Genomic DNA, 25,695 nt, shown 5'->3' on the forward strand with positions numbered 1-25,695 from the left:
CGCTCGGCTTCCGCCTGTTCTGCGGCAACGCGCTCGGCTTCCGCCTGTTCTGCCGCAACGCGCTCGGCTTCCGCCTGTTCTGCGGCAACGCGCTCGGCTTCCGCCTGTTCTGCGGCAACGCGCTCGGCTTCCGCCTGTTCCGCAGCAGCGCGTTCGGTTTCTGTCTGCTCCGCGGCAACGCGTTCGGCTTCCGCCTGTTCCGCAGCAGCGCGTTCGGTTTCTGTCTGCTCCGCGGCAACGCGTTCGGCTTCCGCCTGTTCCGCGGCAACGCGTTCGGCTTCCGCCTGTTCCGCGGCAACGCGTTCGGCTTCCGCCTGTTCTGCGGCAACGCGCTCGGCTTCCGCCTGTTCCGCAGCAATGCGTTCGGACTCGAGCAGCGCCGCTTCTTCTGCCGCGCGAACCTCGGCCTCTGCCTGTGCTTCGGCTTCGCGTTGCGCTTCGACCAAGGCCATGTCGATGAACGGAACGCTTGGCTCCGGAAGGGCATCGCGCAGGGACACCATCCGCTCCGCCAGCGCGCGGTACACCGGAACCCGATCCGGAGAGTCCTGCAACGCCAATGTTGACGCACGAACAGCTTCGGCAAGTTCCCCGAGGGCATCGACGCCAGCCGCATCGGGCTCAGCCTGTGCTGCAAGCAAGCGCCGCACATACCCTTCCGCTGGGGCGGTGAAATCGGTGACGGACGGCACTTCGGTCATTGCAAAAGCGCCGTTGAGGGTGTGGATCGCGCGCGCCAAGGCATCGTTGGGCTGCGCCTGGCCAGCGCGTGCCTGGGCCAACCAGGCATCGATGGTCTCGAGATGGCTGCCCACTTCCGATCCGAGGATCTCGAGCAGCACCGGATCGACTGTTGCGGCCACTGTCTCGATGTCTGCCGGAACCGTCGCAGCGTCCACGGCAGCTTCCTGCAACATCGGTTCCGCAGCCTCTTCCGTGACCGCTTCCACGGCTGCAGGTGCCGCCTGCAGCAACACATCCTCGCCCGCGCCGATCCGATCAGCCACCGCTTCAAGCGTCGGGATATCCACGTCAAGGGCGGATTCACCGCGTAACGCCGCATGCAGCTTGGGCAGTACGCCACTGACCTGGCCGACGAAGGCCACCACCGCATAGCTCGCAGGGCGGGACCCGTCGAGGACGCGATTGAGCATGTTCTCGACGTGCCAGCTGAACTCGCCGAGCACCTTCGCACCGACGAGGCGACCGCTGCCCTTGAGAGTGTGGAAGACGCGACGGATCGGGCGCAGCAATTCGAGGTCATCAGGCGTCAGCCGCCATGCAACCAGCAACTCCTCGAGGTTGCCCAATTCTTCCTGGAATTCCTCGAGGAAGATCTCGCGGATTTCGTCGTCGATTTCCTCGCCGGCGGTGATGAATCCGGCATCGATGCCGGTGCCGACTGAAGCAATCGCAACCACGGACGCGGCGCTGGCAGTCGAATCAACCGCGGCTTCTCCAGCCGCAGCCGTTGTCGCTCCTGCTTCTTCCTCGGCTTCCACTGTACCTTCGATTGGCACCGGCACGCCCTTGGGCTGCTCGGCCATCGCATGCGACTCCGCCGCGACCTCGGCTTCGCCTTCCGGGATCGGCCAGTAATTCAGCGCTTCCAGACTGCTGCGTGCCTTGCCCAACAGATCGCCGCGGGTATCGCGCGGATCGTGCAGGGATTCCAGGAAATATTCCATGCTCGCCAGCGCATCGGCGAGGGTATCGAGCTGGACGCCATCAGGCACGCGCTGGCGATCAACCAGTTCGCGCTGGGTGAAGACCCGCAAAGCGTCCAAGTACCCTGCGGACTCCGGCAGTTCGAGGATCCGCATCGCACCGGCGACCTCGGTCAGCAGGTCCGGCACCCGCTTCAGTGCGCCATGGTCCCAGTTGGTCTCGATGAAGGCGACGAAGGCACCGCGCACTTCGGCGAAGTTGTTGGTCGCTGCGCGCGAAAGCACGCCAATGACCTTGCGCGATTCCTGTGCTCGGCGGTCATCACCATCCCTGTCAGCGCCGCTGTTGCCCAAGTCCGCAACCTGATCGTCCAACGAATGCTCGATCGAAATCAGCGCACCGGCAACCTCCATGAGGTCGGACTCGCTCGATGGACGCACGCCACTGGCGATGTCGTTCACGACCTTGCACTGTTCATGCACGGTGGCGCGGGCCGATTCCAAGCCCAGCATCGACAGGGTATCGCCGATCCGGTCCAGCGCCTCGGCCTGCGGCACCAATTCAGCCACGTTGCCACGGGCACCGCGCAGGTACAGGTCAAGCGCATCCTTGACCCGCAGCAAGTCTTCCTTGATCGCACTGGACACCGTATCCAGCAAGGCCCGGTTGCGGCCGGCGAGGCTGCCGCGCGCATGCTCGATTTCGGCCTCGGTTGGCTCCACGACCAATGATGGCAGCGCGTCCTGGCTCATCGCCTCGGCGCCGCGCGCCGCACGCAGCTCGTTGATCAGCGGCAGCAGCACGATCGGAATGTCGCGATGGCCGCCCTGCAATCGTTCCAGATAGTCCGGCAACTGCACCATGCCGCGCATGAGCACGGCCAAGGCTTCATCGCGACTGCCCGTGGTTCCCCCAAGCAGGGCAACTGCCACCTGCTCCATTTCCGCGGCCACCAGCGCTGGTGCCTGCAAGTCGAGCATGCGCAGGCTGCCATACACCTGGTGCAGCCCGGCGACGCAGGAATTCATCGGCGACGCATCGTCCGGCGCGCCGGCGAAACCCTCGAGATCGATCCGCGCCTGGCGCAAGGTCTCGTCGATTTCCGGCTTCACCCAGCCGAGTGCAGTTTGGTCGATGGCGTCCCGCAGTGCCGTCGTCATGTCATGGCTCCGGTAATGCCCCGCTCCGCGAGGCTGGCCAGGAGAAGGCTATCCATCCCGATCACCTTTCCGCGTCCGGCGTCAGGCAGGCAGTTTGAAGTCGGCGACCGAACGGCGCAGGTCGGCGGCGAGTTGGGCCAGGTTGCCGATCGATTCGGCGGTCTGGCTTGCACCCTGCGAAGTCTGCGCGGTGATCGACTGGATCGTGTTCATGGCCTGGGTGATATTGGAGGCCGCCGAGGATTGCTCCTGCGCCGCCACCGAAATCCCTTCAATCAGCCCCGACAGATCCGACGACACCTTTTCGATCTCGCCCAGCGCGGTACCGGCGTCCTCGGCCAGGCGCGCACCGGCGACCACTTCCGAGGTCGTCTGTTCCATCGAACTGACCGCCTCGTTGGTGTCGGCCTGAATCGTCTGCACCAGCGACTCAATTCGCTTGGTTGCGTGCGACGAGCGCTCCGCGAGGCGTTGCACTTCGTCCGCCACCACCGCGAACCCGCGCCCCGCCTCGCCGGCCGAGGCCGCCTGGATGGCCGCGTTCAGCGCGAGGATGTTGGTCTGCTCGGAAATGTCGTTGATCAGTTCCACGATCGAGCCGATTTCCTGCGAGGACTCGCCCAGTCGCTTGATGCGCTTGGAGGTTTCCTGGATCTGGTCGCGGATGCTGTCCATGCCCGCGATCGTCTGCCGCACCACGCCGGCACCGCTGGTCGCGATCTGCACCGAACGCCGCGCCACCTCGGCGGAGTCGGCGGAGTTGCGCGACACCTGGTTAATGCTGGTGGCGATCTCATTGATTCGATTGGTGGCGGAGTTGATTTCCTGCGCCTGATGCTCGGCCGCGTCGGCCAGCTGCATGGCTGTGGCCTGGGTTTCCTGGGCATTCGATGCCACCTGCACCGAGGTGTCGTTGATGGTGGCCACCAGGGAGCGCAGCTGCTCGACCGCGAAGTTGATCGAGTCGGCGATCGCACCGGTCATGTCCTCGGTCACGGTCGCCTTCACGGTCAGGTCGCCTTCCGCGAGCGAGCCCATTTCGTCCAGCAGGCGCATGATCGCTTCCTGGTTGCGATCGTTCAGTTCGCGGGTGGTGTGGTAGCGGATGCGCGCAGCGCGTCCATTGGCCCAGAGCAGGCCGAAGATGGAGAACACCACCACCAAGCCGGAGATGATGCTCACCCAGACGCCACCGATGATGCTGGTGTCCTTCAACGAGCCGAACGAGGTGAACGCTGCGAACAAGCTCCTGCTGTCCGTGAGCATCTTGTCGGAGCCACTCACGAGCGCTGCGGACGATGCCTGCGCACCGATCAGCTTGCCAGAGTCGCCGACGATCGCATCGAGGTCCTTCTTCATGCCAACCCACATCGCAGCGGCCTGGTTCAGCGGCGCGAGTGCGCCCGCCGCCGTGACCTTGGCGATGTCACCACCGCCCTCGCGCAACTGGCTGAGTTGGCGCTCGAACACCGCCGCGTCGCGCCCAAGTGCGTCTGCCGCCACCTTCGCACCCTCGCCGCCGGCCCGCAGTTCGGCGATCCGGCGCGCCATCGAGGCCGAGGTCACCACTTGGTTCAGCGCCGTGAACAACTGCGCAGAGGTCGCGCCACCGGAGGCCAATCCACGCACCGCCTCGCTGAGCTGGGCCTGCAACTGCGGCACCTTGCTGGTGAAACTGTCGGCATGCCCCGCCAGCGCCAGCACCGCTGCCTGCGAAGCCATCACTTCCTCGGCGCGCTTGCCCAAGGGCTCCCATGTCGCGGTGACGGTACGGATCGGGCCGGCCACGCCAGTGGCATCACCAAAGCGGTCGTTCAGGGACTTGATGTCCTCGTCGATTTCCTGCTTGGTGGCCTTGAAGTCTTCGAACGCCTGCGCCGTGCCGTCGATTGCTTCGCGGCTCTGGTTGGCCATGCGCTGGGAGTTCAGCTGCAGCCTCGATGCCGAGGTACTGGCACCGCCGAGGCGTGAGGCCTTGTTCACGGCATAGATCGTATTGCCGGCAAACACGGCCATCGATCCCAGCAACATCCAGATCCAGAAGTTGGTGCTGAGATTGCGGCCCTTGCCGGCGGCGGTATCCATCATCGTGCTCATGTTGCGACCTCGGCTTGCTGTTGAGTCCGCTGGTTAGGCGGCGGCTTGGCGGAATTCGGGGGTACGGGCGAGGAGATTGAGGCTGAACACGCCCCAATCGTGTCCATCGAAACGGTAGGCGCGGCCTACGAAATGGGCATAGCGGCCGTCGGCGATCACGGCGGGATCGACCGACTGGGAATCATTGAAGCTGCGCTGGCCAAACAACTCATCGATGGTGACGGCAACGTCGCCACCGGGCTGGTGGACCACCAACACCCGCTGTTTTTCCTGCAACACGGTGCGCTCGCCCTCGAGGAACTGCTTGAGATCGACCACCGGCAGCAGGGTGCCGCGGATATTGGCCACACCCAGCATCCATGGCAAGGAGCCCGGAATGTGGGTCACCGGCGGCATCGGCAGGATTTCCAGCACCTCGTCGAAACCCGATGCCAGCCGGCGCGTGCCGATGCGGAAGGCCACGCCGCGCCACAGGCCGGGCGCGTCGAGTTGTTCCGGCAGGCCCGCGACATGCGCAAGGCTGCGCTGCTCGAAGTCGGCCAGGACAAGAAAAGGCGAGCGGTTGTCGCGGGGCCGGGCGCGCCGCGGCCGCCTGGGAGCGACGGGCGCGGCCTCGGCAGCCACATCCTCCTGCAGGCCGGGTTCAGCCGCAGTCTCCATGACCGTTTCCGCCTCGTCGGCTGCAGTCGAGACCTCCGCCACATCGATTTCGCCGGATTCATCAAGAGCGGATTCATCGGTCGCCGCATCCGGAGCCTCGGCCGAGGCCTCCGCGGACCCGGACTCCTGCCCCTCTTCGGCCGAAGCATCCTGTGCAACCTCGCCTGCCGGCACCACGGCATCCTCGATGCGACTGTCCTCGGTCGGCCCATCGCCAACGTCGGGCTGGCCAGCATCCTCGGATTCGGCGGTGGCGGCTACAGCAGTTGCAGCAGCCTTGCCCGCTGCGGATCGTGGCTCCGGCTTGCCTTTCTGTTTCTGCTTCTGCTTGCCGCGCTTGGCCATGCGTCAGGATCCGATCAATGCGTTGATGCGCGCGATCAAGTCGGCCTCGCGCGGCGGTTTGACGATATAGTCCTTGGCGCCCTGGCGCATCCCCCAGACGCGGTCGGTGTCCAGCCCCTTGGTGCTGACGATCAGCACCGGGATGTGCTTGGTCTCGGCATCGCGGGTCAACTGACGGGTTGCCTGGAATCCGTTCATCCCCGGCAGGATCACGTCCATCAACACCAAGTCCGGCTTGATCCGGCGGCAAGCCGCGATCCCGTCTTCGGCACTGCCCGACGTTGCGACCTCATGACCGTTGCGCTGCAGCAACTGGACCATGACTGCAGTTTCGGTCGGAGAATCCTCGATCAACAGGATGCGTGCCACGATTGCCTTCCCCTGGTCAGGCGTTCACGTAGGTCCGAATCGCACCGAGCAGTTCTTCGCGCGTGAACGGCTTGGTGAGATATTGCTCGGACCCGACGATACGGCCTCGCGCCTTGTCGAACAAACCGTCTTTCGACGAAAGCATGATGACCGGCACATTTTTGAAGGTCTGGTTGTTCTTGATCAGTGCGCAGGTCTGATATCCGTCGAGCCTGGGCATCATGATGTCCACGAAAATGATCTGCGGCGCATGGTCTGCGATCTTGGACAGAGCCTCGAAACCGTCGCTCGCGGTCACGACATCGCATCCCTCGCGGGACAGCAGAGTTTCCGCCGTTCGCCGGATCGTCCGCGAGTCGTCGATGATCATCACCCTCAGGCCCTTGAGGCCGGAGTCGGAGTCGCCTTGTTGCGCCATGTGGTCCCCTTGGGCGATTGCCTGCCGCCACGATTCGATGCGTTGCGGAATACCTATATTCCAGTACGCGTCCTGACTGTCAAGCACCGCGGTGCGAAAACCGTGACCCGTGCCCTGCCTGCTACCATCATCGTCCCCACCCCGGGAAGCCCGAATGCCGCAGCCCGCAATGCTCGACGTCACGGTGGTGATGGACCCGATCGAGGCCATCAAGATCGCCAAGGATTCCACCTTTGCCATGCTGCTGGAGGCGCAGCGGCGCGGCCATCGCCTGCATTACGTGCGCCCCGGCGGACTGGCGGTCCGGGCGGCTCGCGCCATTGCCACGGCCGCCCCACTGGCCGTGCGCGACGTCCCCGGCGACCACGTCACCCTAGGGGCGTGGGCGTCACTGGATTTTGGTCCCGGGCACGTGATCCTGATGCGCACCGACCCTCCGGTCGACGCCGCCTACCTGCACGACACCCAGATCCTCAGCCTCGCCCAGAGCCAGGGCGCACTGGTGGTGAACGACCCCCGGGGATTGCGCGACTTCAATGAAAAACTGGCGGCTTTGCTGTTCCCCCAATGCATCCCGCCCACCCTGGTCAGCCGCAATGGCAAGGCGCTGAAAGCCTTCGTGCAGGATCTTGGCGAAGCGATCCTCAAGCCACTGGACGGCATGGGTGGGCGCTCGATCTTCCGCACCCACGGCAGCGATCCCAACCTCAACGTGATCCTGGAAACCCTGACCGAGGGCGGCCACCACCTGGCGATCGCACAGCGCTACCTGCCGGAAATCGCCCAAGGCGACAAGCGTATCCTGCTGGTCGACGGCGAACCGGTGGATTACTGCCTGGCCCGGATCCCACAGGGCGACGAATTCCGCGGCAACCTTGCCGCCGGCGGTCGTGGCGAGGGGCGGCCGCTGAGTGAGCGCGATCGCTGGATTGCCGCCCAGGTCGGGCCACTGATGCGCGAACGCGGGATGCTGTTCGTCGGCCTGGACGTGATCGGCGACTGGCTCACCGAGGTCAACGTCACCAGTCCGACCTGCATCCGCGAACTGGACGCACAGTACGGCCTGAACATCGCCAGCATCCTGTTCGATCGCATCGAAGCCTTGGCCGCAGCCTGACGTGATGTCCGCCGTGCATGCCCCGGTCGTTCCGCCCCATCCCCGCATCGGCGAGGGCGAACGCCTGCGGGCGACGATCGTGCTATCGGTCCTCGTGCATGCGATGGTTGTTTTCGGCATCGGTTTCACCCTCGAGGACGCGGCACCGCTGGTGCCCACCCTGGACGTGATCCAGACCCGGACCCAGACCCCGCTGACGCCGGCCCAGGCGGATTTCCTCGCCCAAGCCAACAACCAGGGCGGCGGCGAGAACGACCGAGCCAGCCGTCCGAGCGCACCCCAGGTCGGTCCATTGCCGCAACCCCAGGATGGCCTGGCCCCACGCCCGCTGCACATGCAAACACCAGCGCCGAGCCCGCCGCCACGCGATGCCGTGGTGGCATCCGCACGTGGCGAGACCGCACTGCCTGCGCCGCTGGCCCAGCCCGATGCCGACCCGAGCGAGGCTCCGCTCGGACGCGAGCGGGTGGATCGCGATATCGAGATGGCACGCCTCGCTGCCGAAATCGAACTGCGCTCGGAGCAATACGCGCGACGCCCCAAGCGCAAGTTCGTCTCCTCCAGCACCCGTGAATACGCTTGGGCCCAATACCTACGCGACTGGGTGGACCGGGTCGAGCGCGTCGGCAACCTGAACTACCCGGACGAGGCGCGTCGACGCCACATCGGCGGGGTGGTCGTGATCAGCGTCGGCGTGCGCCGCGACGGCAGCGTCGAAAGCATCCGCATCATCCGCTCCAGCAACATCCCGATGCTCGACGAAGCGGCCCAGCGGATCGTTCGATTGGCCGAACCGTACGCACCGCTGCCTAAGACCCGCGACGACCCCGACATCCTCCACATCACCCGCACCTGGCAATTCATGCCAGGCGGCGAGTTGGTCGACCAATGATCCGGATGCAGGTCCTGACCCAGCCCAAGCCTCAGCGATAGAGGCAATCGACCAGCTTGTTTTCCAGCCCGATCAGGGCTTCCAAGCCTTTCTCCCAGCCGCCGCTGGCGCGCGTGAGTGGACCAAAGGCCTCGGCACCCCCGGCCCCTTCGCGCACTGCGATTTCGGACTCGGTGATCTGGAACGACGCGTCGGCGGCGCCGAGGTCGATCCGGCTGCGGATCGTCCGCGTCGTGAATCCAGACCGGAAATCAGTCGAGGCGCGCAACACCAGCGTGCCAGCGGATGGGTCGGCCGATTCCACGGTCAGCCCATTGACCCCGGCGGCACAGGTCTGCGCCCGCCCGATGATGTCCGCGCCTGTGCCGGGAATGTTGTATTGCGCACCCAACATGCGATCAATCGAGCCATCGCCTTGGTCGCCGGAGATCTCCAGGGTGCGCCCACTGAAGGGCACTTCAGCGGCGTACGCTGGAACCAGCGCCAGCGCGGCAAGGAGGATCGGAAGTCGCAGCCTCACGGGAGTCCTTATGATTCGATGAGCCGGCTTGGGAGGATACCGCAAACACGCCGGCCGACGCCCGCTGCCAATCACGATTCCTGCAATTTCCGCTGCTGCGCCAGGGTCAGCGCAACCTGGTTGCGCAGGTAAGCCGGTTCGATCCGTTCAGCCGAGGTGCCTTCACCGCGCGCCAGCGCAGGGGCGGCCAGCCTTGCCAAGTCGCCCGCATGCGGCAATGCCTGGGCATCCACCCGGCCGAGTGCATGCTGCAGGCGCAGCTGCAGGGATGATCCAGCGGCAGACCAACCGGTGCCGACGCCCAACCAGCCTCGATCCGGGGGGATGTCCGCATCCTGCGGCCGCAGCACGGCCTCCGGCCCCAGCGCCTGTGCCTCCCAGGGAAGGCAATGGAACGCGCCGAGATAGACCTCGCCCATGCGCGCATCGATGGCGGCGATGACACGCCTCCCCTCGTCCCGTGCATCTGCCCCATCGGCCCATGCCCCGCCCGCCGCCAGAACCGCCAACGTGGACAGAGCGACCACCGGCCGGTCCAGCGCCAATGCAATGCCTTGGGCAATGCCGATCCCAAGCCGCACCCCGGTGAATGCACCCGGCCCTCGGCCCACCGCCACCGCATCCAGTTGCGTGCGCGTGATGCCGGCTTCTGCCAGCAATTCCCCTGCCCATGGCAATGCCAGTTCGGCGTGACGGCGCGGGGCGATCGCGAACCGTTCCAGCACCCGGCCATCCACGGACACCGCAACCGAACAGGCCTCGGTCGCGGTTTCGAAGGCAAGCAGATTCATTCGCGCATTATGGAGGAAACGAAGGCGTGACCGATCACCAACGGCCCTGGGCAGGCACGGCTGACAGTGTTTCGATGCGCTGCGTCCAAGCCCAGGGCAACGCTGGATCAGTCGGCGTTGCCTGCCGACCATGGATGGTCGGCCGCTGACAAGTCCAGGAGGGACTTGTTCAGCATTGCCTTGGATCGATCGAAGAATTGCGCCACGTCCGTGACCGATCCCGTCGTCGGAAACGGCGGCAACGAGGAAAGGAAGCTGCGTCCGTAGGATCGCCCGCGCAAGCGGGGATCACACAGCACCAGCACGCCGCGATCGGCCTCACTTCGGATCAGTCGCCCGGTGCCCTGCTTGAGGGCGATCACCGCCTGCGGCAATTGCTCGTCGCGGAATGGATTGCCCCCGGAACGCCGGATCGCATCCAGCCGCGCCTCGAACACCGGGTCATCCGGTGCGGCGAACGGCAGCTTGTCGATCACCACAACGCTCAGGGCATCGCCAACCACGTCCACGCCTTCACGGAAACTTGCGGTCCCCAGCAGCACGCCATTGCCGGAGCTGCGGAAATGCTGCAGCAGGGCATGCCGTGGTTCACTGCCCTGGACGAACAGTGGCCACGGCGCTCCGTGCAGGCAGTCCACCGCCTCGAGCAAGGCACGGTGCGAGGCAAACAGCAGGAACGCACGTCCCTTCGAGGCCTCCAGTACCGGCAGGACCGCCTCGATCATTTTCCGCGTGTAGTCGCGCGAAGACGGCTCGGGCAGGCCGGTCGGCAGATAGCACAGCGCCTGCTGGTTCCAGTCGAACGGACTGGGCTCGATCAGTTCACGCGCCCGATCGATCCCGAGTCGACCCGCGACGTGCCGGAAACTTCCTTCCACCGCGAGCGTCGCCGAGGTGAAGACCCACGCGGCATGGGTGCGATCGCGATGGGCACGCAGGGGCCCGGAAACATCCAGCGGGGTGCGCTGCAGGCGGAAACCGCGTGCTGTGAGTTCATACCAGTGGACGTGCGGTGCGATAGGCAGCGCAACACCCCCATCGACAGCACCGGCACACGCCGGGTCCGGAGTGAATTCACAACCATCCATGGCCAACCAGCGTTCAATGCGCGTGTGCAGTGTGTGCACGCGCAGGTGGCAGGCGTCGAACCCGGTGGTGGCTTCGCGCAGCGGGGCAAGCGCCTGCAACAGTGCTCGCAGGGCGGCGCACAGCAACGCAAATGCCGGCTCCACGTCCACCGCTGCCAGCGCACGCGTCGCCGTTCCCCGCGCCGGGAGCACCTCCATCGCCGCCCGCAACCCACGTGCGGCCAGTTCCAGCGCGCGCACCGGGCCCTGCAGTCCGGCCAGCGCACCGGCCACCTCGCGGCATTCCGCCAGCGCATCGGCCCCGACCTCAACCAGCGCACGCATGCTGGTCCCTTCGCCGAAAAACTGGGCAGCCAGTTCCGGAAGCTGGTGTGCTTCGTCAACGACAAACGCTTGCGCACCCGGCAGGATTTCACCGAAGCCCTCCTCCTTGAGCGCCAGGTCGGCCAGGAGCAGGTGGTGGTTGACGACGACCAGGTCGGCCGCCTGTGCGCGCTGGCGAGCGCGCACGACGAAGCACTCGCTCCAGGACGGACAAGCCGTGCCGAGGCAGTTTTCCGCATTCGAGGTGACCTGAGGCAGCAGCGGCGAATCCTCCGGCAGCGCCTCCAGTTCCGCCATGTCTCCACTGCGGGTGTGCCGACTCCAGTCCTCCACCGACTGCAGTTGCACCGCCAGCGGCCCGTGTTGGAAGCGCGAATCCTCGCGCGCCTGCTCCATCCGGTGGTGGCACAGGTAATTGGCACGCCCCTTGAGCAGGGCAACCTTCAAGTCGACGCCAAGCGCATCGCGCACCCGCGGGAGGTCGCGCAGGAACAGTTGGTCCTGCAGCGCACGGGTGCCGGTGGACACGATCGTGCGTGCGCCCGACAGCAGGATCGGCACCAGGTACGCAAAGGTCTTGCCGGTGCCAGTGCCGGCCTCGGCCAGCAACACATCGCGATCGGCAATGGTGTCTGCAATCGCAGCCGCCAACCTCTGCTGCGCCTCACGCTGGACGAACCCGGGAACTGCCCGTGCCAGCACCGATTCTGCAGCCAGCGCAGCACCGGCTTCGCGGCCGCGAGGGCCGGACTCGGAATTCGCCACGATCACTGCACGGGCTGTGGCACGGGCGCGGCTGGCGCCGGTTGTGCGGGTTGCGGCTCCCGCTTCGCTGGGTCATCCCCACCGAACAGGCCCCGCAGGAGTTGTCCGGCACGCTCCAGCGGATCAGCGGATCCATCGACGGGACCAGCGGGTGGAATCGGATTGCCGAATTCGTCCAGCTCCGGTGGCGGCGGGTACTGGCAGGGCTGGTAGGACGGTGCATGACCGACCACGAAAGGATAACGGCGGGCGCCGGGGCAATCCGGATCGGTCGCCTGGCCATCAAGCACCCAACGCCAGTCCATGCCTGCGTTGGACAGCCGCAACGGCGCACTCGGCAGGCGACTGAAAATCTCCGACCACACCCGCATCCCGCCGGTTGCTCCGTACAGGCCGGTGGCCCGGTTCTGGTCATTGCCGACCCAGACCACGGCCAAGTGGTCGCCGGTGTAGCCGGCAAACCAACTGTCGCGACCGTCATTGCTGGTTCCGGTCTTGCCCGCCGGTGACAACCGCCCCAAGCCGTCGCGAACCAATCCGTTGCCGGTGCCAGAGCTCACCGCGAATTGCAGCGCGGTTCCGACCAGTCGGGCAGAAAGCGAATCACCAGGCTGCGCCGGCGGCACCGAACTGTCATACAGCTTGATCGCCCGGCCCTGCGGATCAAGCACGCCGCGAACCGCATGCAGCGGATGGATCTCGCCACCGGACGCCAGGAACTCGTACAGCTGCGCCATCGCGTAGGGGCTCTGGTCTGTGGCCCCGAGCAGCAACGACGGCTGCGGCACGGCTTGGATCCCCGCCAAGGTGCGGATCAGGTCCGCCAGTCGCTGCGGCTGGACCTCCATTCCCAATCGCACCGTGGCCTGGTTGTAACTGTGGGCCAAGGCATCGACGAGGGACACCTCGCCGTGGCTGCGGCCATCGGCATTCGCAGGCTTCCATACCCGCCCCCTCCCGAGGCCGATCGCAACCGGACCATCGCTGATCGGGCTTGCCAGCGACCACTTCTCAGGTTGCGCGAACGCCAGCAGATACACGAACGGCTTGAGCAGTGAGCCAACCGGCCGACGTGCATCGACCGCTCGATTGAAGCCTGGCTCGGTGTAATCGCGTGAACCGACCACGGCCAGCACATCGCCGTTATGCGCGTCGGTCACCACCAGCCCAGCCTGCAGCGGCGGCCGGCCGCGTCGGTCCAGTGCGGCCAGGGTGCGCGACACCGCGCCTTCGGAATAGGCCTGCGCGGACGGGGACATGCCCGTCATCACGCTCAACCCGGCGCCAGAGAGTTGGTCCGCGGGATAGTCCCGTGCCAGTTGCTTGCGCACCAAGTCGACATAAGCCGGGAACCGGTTCGCATTCGGCGTGCCCGGACTGGCCGCCACGCCCAGCGGCGCTGCAACCGCATTGTGGTAGTCCTTTTCGTCGATCAGGCGCGTGTCCAGCATCTGCCTCAACACGAAGTTGCGCCGTTCCAGCGCGCGCTCCGGGTTGCGCCGCGGGTTGTACCAAGATGGACCCTTGACCATGCCGATCAGCAGCGCGATCTGTTCGGTCGACAAGTCCTTGAGGTCCTTGCCATACCAGAACTCTGCCGCGGCAGCCACGCCACGGATCGACTGGGCGCCATTCTGGCCGAGGTCGACCTGGTTGAGGTAGGCCTCCATGATGGTGCGCTTGTCGTAGCGCGCCTCCAGCAGGAGCGCGAACAGGATTTCCTTGAACTTGCGCCGGTAGGTCTGCTCCTTGCCAATGCCCAGCAGCCCGCTGCGGGCGAGCTGCTGGGTCAGGGTGCTGGCCCCCTGCCGGGTCTCGCCGCCCGACCTGACATTGACGAAGACCGCGCGCAGCATGCCGCTGAAATCGATGCCGATGTGATGGTTGAAATCCCGATCCTCGACCGCCTGCAACCCGGTAACGAGCAGTTCGGGCACCTCCTCGATCCGCACCAGGCGGCGCTCCTCCTGCAATTGGCCATACAGGGTTGCGATCCGCGCCGGGTCCATGCGTGCGCTGCGCAAGGCGCGGCGACCGCTGAGATCCTGGATCCCGGCCACGCTGCCATTCTGCAACATCGCCTCGACGACGATCGGGGCAACGCGACCGTCGATGTCGACATAACCGCGGCTGGAAATGCGCCAGCGCCCGCCGTTGCGGGCATAGGTTCCGGGTGTGTTGCCATCCCCTGGGCGATAGGCAGCGGCTTCCAGTTCGTACTTCAGGGTCCGGGCGTCCATCGCCAACCCGCTGCGCAGGACCAGGGGGCGTGCATAGACCCGGGTCGGAACCTGCCAGCGCAGCTTGCCGAAGCGCTCACCGACCTGATGGTTCAGGTACAGCAGGTACGGGATCAGGAAGCCCAGCAACAGCGCGAAAGCGAGCAGCCCGAGCCGGAACAGGCCACCGCGCAACAGTCCGGTGGACTCCTGCGAACCTGCATCGTTTTCCCCGTCCAGCAGGTCATCATCATCGATCCGGGGCATGGGCGGGCGGAACGCTCCAACGTCATCTTGACGGCGACAGGGCCCAGTCTAGCGCAGAGATGGCGCACTCCCGCTGAATCCCGGCTCATCCGGATCCGCGCGCCCGGGCCTCACTCTCGCCGCGCCGAACGTACCCCAGGCAACGATTCCAGCCTGGCCAGCAGCAGCCCGAGCTGGCCGAAATCAGCGACCCGCGCACGCAATGCAATCCGCACCCGGCCGTAGCCACCGCGCATCTGTTCGGAATTCAGACCCAGCACATGGACCCCGAGCTGGGCCATCAGGGTGGTGATGTCCTTGAGCAGGGCCTTGCGGTCGATCGCGTCGATGCGGATCGCCACCACCTGCCCCTGCTGGCGCGCACCCCACTCCACCGGCAGGACGCGGGCAGGCTCCTTGCCGGCCAGGCGCAGGAATGCCGCGCAGTCCGGGCGGTGCACGCTGACCCCGCGCGCGCGCGTCAGGTAGCCGACGATGGCCTCGCCGGGCAACGGCTGGCAGCAACGTGCCACTTGCGCCAGCAGGTTGTCCACGCCTTGCACGGTGACGGTACCGGCCGCGCGGCCCACGCCGCCCTCGTGCAGGACCGGGGTCGGGGTCGGCGCGGGCTCGTCGCGCGTGCGTTCCAATTCGAGCAAGGCCCGCCCGATCTGCCCCGGCCCGATATCCCCGAGTGCAACCGCCACCAGCAGGTCGTCGACGTTCGCGGCATTGAAACGCGCCAGCACCGGGGTCAGGTCGGCATGCAGCAGGCCCATCCGACGCAGGTCATGATCCAGCAGCTCGCGCCCAGCCTGCAGGTTGCGTTCGCGGTCGAGCTTGTTGAACCAGGACCGCACCTTTTCGCGGGATCGACTGCTGGCGAGGAAGCCGTTGCTGGCGACCAGCCAGTCACGGCTGGGATCAGGCAGCTTGCCGGTCAGGATTTCGACCCGCTGCCCGGTATGCAGCGTGTAGGTGAGCGGCACGATCCGGCCATCGACCTTGGCGCCGCGGCAGCGGTGCCCGACCATGGTGTGGACTTGGTAGGCGAAGTCGAGCACCGTGCTGCCCTGCGGCAAGTCGATGACCTCGCCTTTTGGCGTCAACGCATAGACGCGATCCTCGACCAGATCGCTGTCCACGCCCTGCAAGGGCGTGGTATCGCCCTCGCGCGCCGCGTCCGCAGCCTGCTCAAGCAGCTTGCGCATCCACGCAATGCGCTTGTCCATGGTCGCGCCGCCGGCGCTGCTGCCTTCCTTGTAGCGCCAGTGCGCGGCGACGCCCAGCTCGGACAGCGCGTGCATCTCGCGGGTACGGATCTGCACTTCCACGGTCTTGCCTTCCGGCCCGATCACCGCGGTGTGCAGCGAGCGATAGCCATTGGGCTTGGGGCGCGCGATGTAATCGTCGAACTCGCTGGGGATCGGCACCCATTGCGCGTGCACCAATCCCAGCACCGCATAGCAGGTGGGAATGTCGTCCACCAGCACCCGCAGCGCACGCAGGTCGTACAACTCATCGATCGGCAGCTGCTTGCGCTGCATCTTCTTCCAGATGCTGTAGAGGTGCTTGGGCCGGCCCGCCACGTCGGCGCTGATGCCCTGCTCGGCCACCACGTCGCGCAGGCGTACCTTGACCTGTTCGATGAAGCGCTCGCGACCGACGCGGTTATCGTCCAGCGACTGCGCGATCCGCAGATAATCCTCGGTCTGCAGCACGCGGAAGGCCAGGTCCTCGAGTTCCCACTTCAGCTGCCAGATACCCAGCCGGTTGGCCAGCGGCGCGTGGATGTCGCGGGTCATTGTCGCCAGTGCACGCTGCTCCTCCATCGGCAAGCGCCAGACCGCACGCATGCGCGCCAGTTGCCGCGCCAGCACCAGCGGCACCACCCGCAAATCGCGCACCAGGGCCAGCAACAGGCGGCGCATGCCTTCCGGGTTGCGGCCACCGCCATGGTCTCGGTGCAATGCCCACACCCGACTGGCCGCGCGCTGGCCTTCCAGCAGCACGTGCAGGCGCTCCGGGACGGCCACGCCGGCCTCCTTGGCTGCGGCCTCCAGCCCGATCAATGCATCCAACAGGGCCGCTGCGATCACTTCGGCATCCGCATGCAGCGCGGCGAGATTGGAGAGGGTGTCGGCAAGTACCTCGGCGCGATCGCGCATCGGCGCACCGGACCGGGCCTGCGCCAACCACAGTTCAGCCAAGGGTTCCGGGATGGCACCGTTCGGGACGCAGGCCAAGGCGGTCCCGTAATCCAGCGTCTGCGTGACGGTTCGAGCGTGCATGCAACTACAGTAGCGAGGACGGCGCGACGCGACCAGCCATCACGGCTGCGTTAGCAACAGATGCAGCCTTGTCGCCAAGCGCTTGGCCGATATCGCACCCTTGACGCCAAGTTCCTGCGCAAACAGTTGCACGCGAAGCTCCTCCAGTTCCCAGCGCAGCGTGCGGGCTTCGGGATTGGCAGGGTCGGCCGCGGCCAGCGCATCGGCAAATGGCTTGAGATCCAGCATTCGCGCCTGATCCTTGGTCGGGTCGCGTTGGGCACGTTCGGCACGCAAGGCCAGCGCCTTGAGATAGCGCGGGTACTCGGCCAGCGCCTCGGCCGGGACGTCGCGCAGGAACCCCGGTGCAACCAGCGCATCGAGCTGTGATTGCATGTCATCGAGGTTGGCGCGTGCCCAGCCCATCAATTTGGATTCCAACTTGCCGCGCACTTCTGCCACCAGCGCAAGGATGGCCTCGGCCTGCTTGAGCCGCGCCATCGCTTCACCAAACAGCGCCTTGCCGATCGTCTCCACGCGCTGGGCAAAGGCCTCGCCATCACGCACGGCCAGCAGGCCGTCCGCGGTGAGCGCGGCGAAGGCGCCATCGACCAGATCCGCACGCAGGCGGTCGGCGTCTTTCAGGCCATCACGCCGTGGATTGTTTGACTCGATCGCCGCGTACAGCAAGGAAATCTTCGGCTGCACCGGCAACTGCTTGCGTGCCTGTTTGCACTTGTCGGCCAGCGCCAGTGCCAGCAAGCGGCGCACGCCCTGCGGATGCAAGCGCTCCGCCACCTCGCGCTGTGCGTGCAGGGCCAGCGAGACGCTCTCGCCGTCGTCTTGCAAGGCCGGATAGGCAGGCACGCCCCCCGCGCCGGGCACCGACAGCGGCACCGGTGTTTCAGGAAAATTGAGCATGCCGGTTTTCGCCATGCCTTTTGCCGCATGTTGGGCAAAGGCCTGCGCGGCACGTTCGCCGAAGCGCGTGCGCAGATCATCGAGATCACGCGATTCGGCCAGCACCGTCTTGCCATCCAGCAGGCGCAGGTTGGCGCGCAGGTGGGCATCAATACTTGCCGCATCGAACTCCAACGCACTGACTTCAATGCCAGACAGTTTTTTCAGGAAGCGCGCCAGCGTGCCTTCAACACTATCCGCCTCGGGCTGCGGGTGCGCCTCGGCAAATGCGCGGGCGAAGTCCGGCGCCGGCACGAAACCGCGCCGCAGCGCCTTTGGCAGCGACTTGATCAATGCCGTCGCCTTGTCCTCGACAAATCCCGGTGCCAGCCACGACAGCCGCGCCGCATCCAGCGCACCCAGCAGATGCAGCGGCACCGCCACGGTCATGCCGTCGTCCACTGCGCCAAGCTCGAAACGGTAGGCCACCGCCAGCCGGGTATCGCCCAAGGCCAGATAGGCCGGGAAGCGCGCGGCATCGGTTTGGTCAGCCACCAGCAGCTCATCGCGGCTCCATTCCAGCGCCGCCTTGTGTTCCTTCGACAATTTTCCGTACCACGCATCCAGCGCCTGCGTGTTGTGAATATGCGCGGGCAGGCGATCCAAATACCAACGTGCCTGCCAATCTTCGTCCACCACCAGCCCGACCCGGCGCTGCTTGGCCTCTTCCTGCTGTGCGAGTTCCAGCGTGCGCAGATTGCGGGGCAGGAACGCGCAGCGGGTATTGATCTCGCCAGTCAGCAAGGCATCGCGCACGAAGATCGCGCGCGCCGCTTCCGGAAATAACGCGCCGTAATGGATCGGTTTCTTCGGTGCCAGCACCAGCCCGAACAGACTGATCTGTTCGCTGCCCAGCACCCGCCCCTGCGCTCGCGACCAGTGCGGGTCGTGCGGGCGACGCGCCAGCAGATGCGGAAGCTCGGCAATCGCCCAATCCGGCTCGATCGCGGCATTGATCAATGCCCACACCTTTTCGGTATCCAGCAGATTGGCCGACAGCAGCCACGGCGGCGGTTTGCTCGCGAGTTTGGAACCGGGGAACAGCAAAAACTTGCGCCCACGCGGGCCGTCGAACTGACCCTTCTCGTTGCGATGGCCGATCTGGGTGGGCAGGCCGGCGATCAGGGCGCGGTGCAGCAAGGTGTAATCCGCCGCGGCCTCACCCGTCGTCTTCCAGCCCAAGTCCTCGCACTGCAGCTTCAACTGCCGGTGCAATTCCCACCATTCGCGCAGGCGCAGGAAGCCGAGGAAGTGCTTGTCCGCCCATTTGCGCAGCTGCGACTGGGTCATCGCCTCGTGCGCTTCGCGGTAGCCCTGCCACAGCTTGAGGATGCCGACGAATTCCGACTTGGCATCGGCGAACTGCGCGTGCGCAGCATCGGCAGCGGCGCGGGCATCGGCCGGGCGCTCGCGCGGGTCCTGCACGCCGAGGAAGCTGGCGATCACCAGCACATCGGCCAGCACACCGTGCGCTTGCGCGGCCACCAGCATGCGCGAGAGCTTCACGTCCACCGGCAGCTTGGCCATGGCCTTGCCGATCGTGGTGAGCCTGCGCTCGCCATCCACCGCGCCCAGCTCGTTCAACTGCTGCCAGCCATCGGCGACGGCGCGTGAATCCGGCGGTTCGAGGAAGGGAAACTTTTCGATCTCGCCCAGACCCAGCGCCAACATGCGCAGGATCACCCCGGCCAGCGCGGCGCGGCGGATTTCCGGGTCGGTGAATTCCGCGCGGGACTGGAAATCCGCTTCGGCATACAGGCGGATGCACACGCCCGGCGCGATGCGCCCGCAGCGGCCGGCACGCTGGTTGGCACTGGCCTGCGAGATATCTTCGATATGCAGGCGATCGAGCTTCTGGCGCGGGCTGTAGCGCTTGACCCGCGCCACGCCGGGGTCGATCACGTAGTGGATGCGCGGCACCGTCAGCGAGGTTTCCGCCACATTGGTGGCCAGCACGATGCGCCGCGCAGGGCCGGGATGGAATACCCGGTCTTGGTCCTTGGCCGACAGCCGCGCGTACAGCGGCAGCACTTCGGTATGCCGGTACTTGCGCCGCTCCAGTGCCTGATGCGCATCGCGGATCTCGCGCTCGCCGGGCAGGAAGATCAGCACATCGCCGATGGACTTTTCTTTCTGGATTTCATCACAGGCGGCGACGATGCCATCCAGCAGGGTGCGCTCGCCCGCATCCTCACCCTCGCCTTCGATCGGCCGATAGCGCAGTTCCACCGGATAGCCGCGGCCTTCCACTTGCACCACCGGCGCACCACCAAAATGCGCAGCGAAGCGCTCGGTATCGATGGTGGCCGATGTCACCACCAATTTCAGATCAGGCCGACTCGGCAGCAGCTGCTTGAGGTAGCCCAGCAGGAAATCGATATTGAGGCTGCGCTCGTGCGCCTCGTCGATGATCAAGGTGTCGTATTTCGACAGCCAACGGTCGTGCTGGATCTCCGCCAGCAGGATGCCGTCGGTCATGAACTTGACCGCCGTGCTTTCGCTCACCGCATCGTTGAAGCGCACCTGAAAGCCGACCGCACCGCCCAGCGGCACCTGCAATTCTTCCGCCACCCGCCGCGCCACCGAACGCGCCGCCAGCCGCCGCGGCTGGGTGCAGCCAATCACCCCGGCCGCGCCGCGCCCGGCGGCCAGGCACAGCTTGGGCAGCTGGGTGGTCTTGCCGCTGCCGGTCTCACCGGCGATCACCACGACTTGGTGCTTGCGAATTAGCGCGATGACGTCCTGCGCATGCGCGGCGATCGGCAAGTCTTCCGCCACCTGTGCCTTGGGCAGCTGCGCGGCACGGCGCTCGCGCTCGCCGAGGGAGGCCGCCAGCTTCGACTGGAAGGCCGCGCGCAGCGCATCATCCGCGGGCTTGCCCTGCCACTTGCCCAGCAGCCCCAGCAGGCGGCCACGGTCGCGGGTCAGCGCGGCGTCGATGGCACGACGGGCCTGCCTGATTGCAGATTCAGGCCGTGGCTTGGCATTGGCGTCAACAGTCCCCATCTATCGAAAGCAGGCGAATTTTCAATTTCTAGCGCGCGTGGTTTGCGCGTATTGTCGCAACAAGCCCGCACCCTGAGCGCAATGGAGACCGTCATGGCCAAATCCAGCAACAAATCCAGCAGCAAGACCCGCAGCCAGCCCACAAGCAAGGGCAAGCCCGGCAGCAAGCCCACCAAGGCAACACGCACGGAGAGTCCAAGTATCGATATCGGCATCGACGCCAAGGACCGCGCCGACATCGCCGCCGGGCTGGCGCATGTGCTTGCCGATGCCTACACGCTGTACCTGAAGACTCACAACTTCCACTGGAACGTGACCGGACCGATGTTCAACACCCTGCACACCATGTTCGAGACGCAGTACACCGAGCAATGGGCCGCGCTGGACGCCATCGCCGAACGCATCCGCGCATTGGGCTTCAACGCCCCCGGCAGCTACGCCGAATTCGCCCGCCTGACGACGATCCGGGAAGAACCCGGGATGACGGCGGCGCCGGCCTGGCACGACATGGTGCAGCAATTGGTGGACGGCAACGAAGCGCTCTGCCGCACCGCGCGGGTGGCCCTCGACGTGGCCGATGACGCCGACGATGCCCCCACCGAAGACCTTCTGACCCAGCGCCTGCAAACCCACGAAAAGTACGCCTGGATGCTGCGCTCGATGCTGCAGTAGGCGCGCACCACAGGGGCGCGATGTCGTGTCGCAACGCACTGGATCGGCGCAAGGGCAGGCCCGACCTGCCGGTACAATGCGCCGATGCAGATCGGCCCTCACAGCATCCAGCCGGCGGTCGCGCTGGCCCCGATGGCCGGCGTGACCGACAAGCCATTCCGGCAACTGGTCAAGCGTCTCGGCGCCGGCCTTGCGGTCTCGGAGATGACCCTCTCCGACCCGCGCTTCTGGACCACGGCCAAATCCCGCACGCGGATGGACCACGCCGGTGAGCCGGACCCGATCAGCGTGCAGATCGCCGGCACCGATCCGGTCGCACTGGCCGAGGCGGCGCGCTACAACGTCGACCACGGCGCGCAGATCATCGACATCAACATGGGCTGCCCGGCCAAGAAGGTCTGCAATGTGCTGGCCGGTAGCGCCTTGATGCGCGATCCGCAACTGGTGGGCCGCATTCTGGAGGCCGTGGTGCAAGCCGTGAACGTGCCGGTGACCCTGAAGATCCGCACCGGCTGGGATGCCGACAACCGGAACGCGCCCGAAATCGCCCGGATTGCCGAGGACGCCGGCATCGCGGCGCTGGCGGTGCACGGCCGCACCCGCGACCAGCACTACACGGGTCTTGCCGAGTACGACACCATCGCGCAGATCAAATCGCTGTTGCGCATCCCGATCATCGCCAATGGCGATATCGATTCACCGCAGAAGGCCGCATTCGTGCTGAACACAACCAAGGCCGATGCGGTGATGGTCGGCCGCGCCGCACAAGGGCGGCCGTGGTTGCTGGGACAGATCGCGCATTTCCTTGCGACCGGCGAATCGCTGCCCGACCCGACGTTGTCCGAGATTCGCGACATCCTGCTCGCACATCTGCAGGCCTTGCACGCGCACTATGGCGAGGACTCCGGCGTGCGCATCGCCCGCAAGCACCTCGGCTGGTATGCCAAGGATCGCCCGGAGAACGCTGCCTTCCGCGCCGTGGTCAACCGTGCACAAACCGCCGAGGAACAACTGCACCTGACGCGCGATTATTTCGATGCGCTGGCCGCCGGCGTCGCGCCGGACTTGCCAAAAGCGGCGTGAGGGTCACGCCATCGCGCTTGACACCCACGTTCGGTCAAGCTATTCAGCACGCGGACTCCACGGGACGGCCTGCGAATGGATTCGGGTGAGGACGGAAACAGCAACCGACGCCCGATTGCCGCACGCGGCAACGCGGGCATGCAGAAAATCGCAGCCGGGTTGTCGCGTGGCGGCATCACGCCCAACCAGATTTCGGTGGCAAGCATCGCATTCGCCGGCTTCGGCACCTGGGCACTACTGGCCCTGCCCTCGCCCTGGGGTCCGTGGCTGTGCGCGGCCGGGATCCAGGCACGCCTGTTGTGCAACCTGTTCGATGGCATGGTCGCGGTCGAAGGCGGCAAGCGGACGGCGACCGGTGGGCTGTACAACGAGGTGCCCGATCGCATTGCAGACAGCATGTTGATCGTGGCCCTCGGTTACGCCATCGCCTTGCCTTGGCTCGGCTGGGTCGGCGCCCTGCTCGCGGCGCTGACCGCCTATGTCCGCACGCTCGGCGGAGCACTCGGGCAGGCGCAGGATTTCCGCGGGCCGATGGCCAAGCAGCATCGCATGGCGACGATGACCGCTGCCTGCGCGTTGGCGCCGTTCGAGGCCTGGTCCCAGCATTCGTCGTGGCTATTGACCGCGGCCAGCGCGATTATCGCCATCGGCGCACTCCTGACCTGCTGGACGCGATTGCGCACGATCGCCACGCGCCTGCAGGAAACGACATGATCGAACGTGCCGCCGCTGCAACCCTGGTCGGCTTCACCCGCCTGCTGGTCGGCGCCAGTGCGCAATGGCAGGTGCCACCGCCAGATGCGCAATGCCTGTATTTCGCCAACCACAGCAGCCACCTCGACACGCTGGCGATCTGGACCGCGCTTTCGCCCGGGTTGCGCGCGCGCACGCGGCCGGTCGCCGCGCGCGACTACTGGGACAAGCCTGGGCTGCGCCGCTACCTCGCAGGCAACGTGCTGCATGCGGTGCTGATCGAACGCCGCAAGGAAGCCCGCGACGGCGATCCGCTGGAACCCGTGATCACTGCACTTCAACAGGGCGCTTCGCTGATCCTGTTCCCCGAAGGCACGCGCACCGCCGAGCGCCTGCCGCAACGTTTCCGAGGCGGACTGTATCGCCTCGCCCAACAGTTCCCCGACCTGCTATTGATGCCGACTTATCTGGATACCCTGCACCGGAGCATGCCCAAGGGCGCGCACATCCCGTTGCCGTTGTACTGCAGCGTGCGCTTTGGTCGGGCGTTGCCGCGCATCGATGGCGAAGCGCGCGAGGCCTTCCTCGACCGCGCACGCACCGCAGTGGTGGCACTGGCGGGAGGTGAAGCCGCATGAATGCACTGGCTGCACAAGAGAAACTGCTGTGGGTGTTCGGCGGCATCGTCGCCCTGCTGTTGGTGGCTTCGCTGGTCGGTTGGTTGCTGTCGCGACGCGCCGGTGGTGGCGTCGACAGCGTACGCAACCTCAACGCGCGGGTACGTGCCTGGTGGGGCATGGTAGCGGTGCTGGGCGTTTGCTTCCTCCTCGGGCCAACCGCGAACCTGGTGGTATTCGCCTGCATCTCGTTCTTCGCCCTGCGCGAGTTCATCACCCTCACCCCGACCCGCGCCGGCGACCATCTACCGCTGGTGGTGGCTTTCTATGTGCTGATCCCGGTGCAGTACTGGCTGATCCACGACGGCTGGTACGGCCTTTTCTCGATCTTCATCCCGGTCTATGCCTTCCTCGCCCTGCCGGCGCTTGCGGTGTTCGGCGGCGACACCCGCGATTTTCTCGAACGCAGCACCAAGATCCAGTGGGGCGTCATGATCGCGATCTACTGCATCAGCCACGCGCCGGCGCTACTGATCCTGCACCTGCGCGGTTATGCCGGGCAGGGCCCGCTGTTGCTGCTGTACCTGATGCTGGTCGTGCAGATCAGCGACGTGATGCAATACGTATTCGGAAAGCTGTTCGGCAAACACAAACTGGCGCCGCTGGTGAGCCCATCGAAGACCGTCGAGGGTCTGGTCGGCGGCGGACTCGCGGCGGTCGCCATCGGCACCGGGCTGTGGTGGATCACCCCGTTCACGCCATTGCAGTCGGCGGCGATGTCGGCGCTGATCGTGGCCTGTGGCGTGCTCGGTGGCCTTGCCCTGTCGGCGGTCAAGCGCAGCCTTGGCGCCAAGGACTGGGGGCAGATGATCGAAGGCCACGGCGGGATGATGGACCGCATGGATTCGGTGACCTACGCTGCGCCTGTGTTCTTCCACGTGACCCGTTACTTCTTCTCCGGCTGACGCCAGATCCGCTGCCACAGTTCGCCCCATGTGAGGCGCATTTTCCATTCGAACTTCGGTCGCCGCGGCGGATCGAGCGCAATCCAGCGCCCACCCTGTTCGTGCGCGACAGCGAAGTTGAAGCCGTAATCCGGCTCGCTGCCCATGCGCAGGTCCGACAGGACAAGTTCGCCGCCAACGGTCTGCGCCCTCACGAATCCATGGGTGAACCACGTCAGACGCTGCACCGCGGGCACCATGCCAGCCGCATGCAGCGCACCCACGTTGGAACGATAGGCAGTGAACTGGATCCGGCCACGATCGACCGCCAGCGATCGGAAGCCTTCGACATAGCCCTCCGGGGTCATCGCAACCACCCGCCAAAGCAACGTATTGAACGGCATCGGCACCGAAAAGCGCGGCGCATCAGCAAGGCCGATCACCGCCAGCGCACGCTCGGCCTCGCTTTCGACCAGCGCCTTGGCCGCAAGCGACCAGCCAAGGTAGCCCACGCCAAGCACCAAGCCCGCCATCACCGCCCGCTGCCCCAGCGGCTTGTTCCAAGCCCACCACGCCAGCATGAACGCCAACAGCCACGGCGAGGTAAACAGCGGATCGACGATGAACAGGCTACCCCACATCAGCGGCGGCACCGGCAAGGGCCAGAACAACTGCGTGCCGTAGATGGTGAAGCTGTCCAGCAGCGGATGCGCCATCAGGCAGGCGAAGATCGCCCACCACCAGCGCGTCGGCGCCTGCGCCACCCGACCG

The 25,695-nt window shown here is 66.1% G+C and carries 19 protein-coding genes; 7 read left to right on the forward strand and 12 right to left on the reverse strand.

Annotated features, from left to right (window positions below):
• The 5 genes from IT472_RS03505 to pilG all read right to left on the reverse strand — a co-directional run.
• Positions 1 to 2,828 (reverse strand): Hpt domain-containing protein (locus IT472_RS03505; protein WP_297178449.1); only part of this gene is annotated, 2,828 nt, incomplete at its 3' end.
• Between the two features lie 81 nt (positions 2,829 to 2,909).
• On the reverse strand, positions 2,910 to 4,925 hold the full coding sequence (locus tag IT472_RS03510) for a methyl-accepting chemotaxis protein (protein WP_297178452.1): 2,016 nt from the start codon (positions 4,923 to 4,925) through the stop codon (positions 2,910 to 2,912).
• A 33-nt stretch (positions 4,926 to 4,958) separates the two neighbouring features.
• Entirely contained in the window at positions 4,959 to 5,468 is a 510-nt protein-coding gene (locus tag IT472_RS03515; RefSeq protein WP_297178496.1) for a chemotaxis protein CheW, read from the reverse strand.
• A 465-nt stretch (positions 5,469 to 5,933) separates the two neighbouring features.
• A complete protein-coding gene (locus tag IT472_RS03520) occupies positions 5,934 to 6,299 on the reverse strand; it encodes a response regulator (protein WP_297178456.1) in 366 nt (121 codons plus the stop codon).
• Positions 6,300 to 6,315: 16 nt separating this feature from the next.
• Positions 6,316 to 6,717 (reverse strand): twitching motility response regulator PilG, encoded by a 402-nt coding sequence (pilG, locus tag IT472_RS03525; protein ID WP_297178499.1) that lies wholly within the window; start codon positions 6,715 to 6,717, stop codon positions 6,316 to 6,318.
• Positions 6,718 to 6,871: 154 nt separating this feature from the next.
• Here pilG and gshB point away from each other — a divergent pair, with 154 nt between their 5' ends.
• Both gshB and IT472_RS03535 read left to right on the forward strand, forming a co-directional pair.
• On the forward strand, positions 6,872 to 7,834 hold the full coding sequence (gene gshB, locus IT472_RS03530) for a glutathione synthase (RefSeq protein WP_297178459.1): 963 nt from the start codon (positions 6,872 to 6,874) through the stop codon (positions 7,832 to 7,834).
• A gap of 4 nt (positions 7,835 to 7,838) precedes the next feature.
• A complete protein-coding gene (locus tag IT472_RS03535; RefSeq protein ID WP_297178462.1) occupies positions 7,839 to 8,726 on the forward strand; it encodes a TonB family protein in 888 nt (295 codons plus the stop codon).
• A 31-nt stretch (positions 8,727 to 8,757) separates the two neighbouring features.
• On the opposite strand, the gene IT472_RS03540 is transcribed toward IT472_RS03535, so the two are convergent.
• From IT472_RS03540 to hrpA, 6 genes are all read right to left on the reverse strand, one after another.
• Positions 8,758 to 9,246, reverse strand: a complete 489-nt coding sequence (locus IT472_RS03540; protein ID WP_297178465.1) for a hypothetical protein — start codon at positions 9,244 to 9,246, stop codon at positions 8,758 to 8,760.
• A 71-nt stretch (positions 9,247 to 9,317) separates the two neighbouring features.
• Entirely contained in the window at positions 9,318 to 10,037 is a 720-nt protein-coding gene (gene tsaB, locus IT472_RS03545) for a tRNA (adenosine(37)-N6)-threonylcarbamoyltransferase complex dimerization subunit type 1 TsaB (protein ID WP_297178468.1), read from the reverse strand.
• Positions 10,038 to 10,144: 107 nt separating this feature from the next.
• Positions 10,145 to 12,166 (reverse strand): ATP-dependent DNA helicase, encoded by a 2,022-nt coding sequence (locus tag IT472_RS03550; RefSeq protein ID WP_297178502.1) that lies wholly within the window; start codon positions 12,164 to 12,166, stop codon positions 10,145 to 10,147.
• A gap of 50 nt (positions 12,167 to 12,216) precedes the next feature.
• Positions 12,217 to 14,700: a penicillin-binding protein 1B gene (gene mrcB, locus IT472_RS03555; protein WP_297178471.1), complete on the reverse strand. Its 2,484-nt coding sequence runs from the start codon at positions 14,698 to 14,700 to the stop codon at positions 12,217 to 12,219.
• 110 nt (positions 14,701 to 14,810) lie between these two features.
• Positions 14,811 to 16,847: a bifunctional (p)ppGpp synthetase/guanosine-3',5'-bis(diphosphate) 3'-pyrophosphohydrolase gene (locus IT472_RS03560; RefSeq protein WP_297178505.1), complete on the reverse strand. Its 2,037-nt coding sequence runs from the start codon at positions 16,845 to 16,847 to the stop codon at positions 14,811 to 14,813.
• A gap of 162 nt (positions 16,848 to 17,009) precedes the next feature.
• Positions 17,010 to 20,915 carry an ATP-dependent RNA helicase HrpA gene (hrpA, locus tag IT472_RS03565; protein ID WP_297178474.1) on the reverse strand — a complete coding sequence of 1,302 codons (3,906 nt, stop codon included), beginning with the start codon at positions 20,913 to 20,915 and terminating at the stop codon, positions 17,010 to 17,012.
• A gap of 93 nt (positions 20,916 to 21,008) precedes the next feature.
• Between hrpA and IT472_RS03570 the strand changes: the two genes are divergently transcribed.
• The 5 genes from IT472_RS03570 (at position 21,009) to IT472_RS03590 (ending at position 24,945) form a co-directional block, all read left to right on the forward strand.
• Positions 21,009 to 21,587: a Dps family protein gene (locus tag IT472_RS03570; RefSeq protein WP_297178479.1), complete on the forward strand. Its 579-nt coding sequence runs from the start codon at positions 21,009 to 21,011 to the stop codon at positions 21,585 to 21,587.
• Positions 21,588 to 21,671: 84 nt separating this feature from the next.
• The gene (gene dusB, locus IT472_RS03575) at positions 21,672 to 22,670 is read left to right on the forward strand and encodes a tRNA dihydrouridine synthase DusB (RefSeq protein ID WP_297178482.1); all 999 of its coding nucleotides are present in this window, start codon (positions 21,672 to 21,674) and stop codon (positions 22,668 to 22,670) included.
• A gap of 138 nt (positions 22,671 to 22,808) precedes the next feature.
• A complete protein-coding gene (locus IT472_RS03580) occupies positions 22,809 to 23,384 on the forward strand; it encodes a CDP-alcohol phosphatidyltransferase family protein (protein ID WP_297178485.1) in 576 nt (191 codons plus the stop codon).
• Complete coding sequence (locus IT472_RS03585) at positions 23,381 to 24,001, forward strand: lysophospholipid acyltransferase family protein (RefSeq protein ID WP_297178488.1); 621 nt, start codon at positions 23,381 to 23,383, stop codon at positions 23,999 to 24,001. The genes IT472_RS03580 and IT472_RS03585 overlap by 4 nt, the downstream gene beginning before the upstream one ends.
• Positions 23,998 to 24,945, forward strand: a complete 948-nt coding sequence (locus IT472_RS03590; protein WP_297178491.1) for a phosphatidate cytidylyltransferase — start codon at positions 23,998 to 24,000, stop codon at positions 24,943 to 24,945. Before IT472_RS03585 ends, IT472_RS03590 begins: the two co-directional genes overlap by 4 nt.
• Here IT472_RS03590 and IT472_RS03595 read toward each other — a convergent pair.
• Positions 24,927 to 25,695: metal-dependent hydrolase (locus IT472_RS03595; RefSeq protein WP_297178493.1), on the reverse strand; the 769-nt coding region annotated here is incomplete at its 5' end. The two genes, IT472_RS03590 and IT472_RS03595, sit on opposite strands and share 19 nt — an antisense overlap.

Source organism: Thermomonas sp., from assembly GCF_020850895.1.
GTDB lineage: Bacteria > Pseudomonadota > Gammaproteobacteria > Xanthomonadales > Xanthomonadaceae > Thermomonas.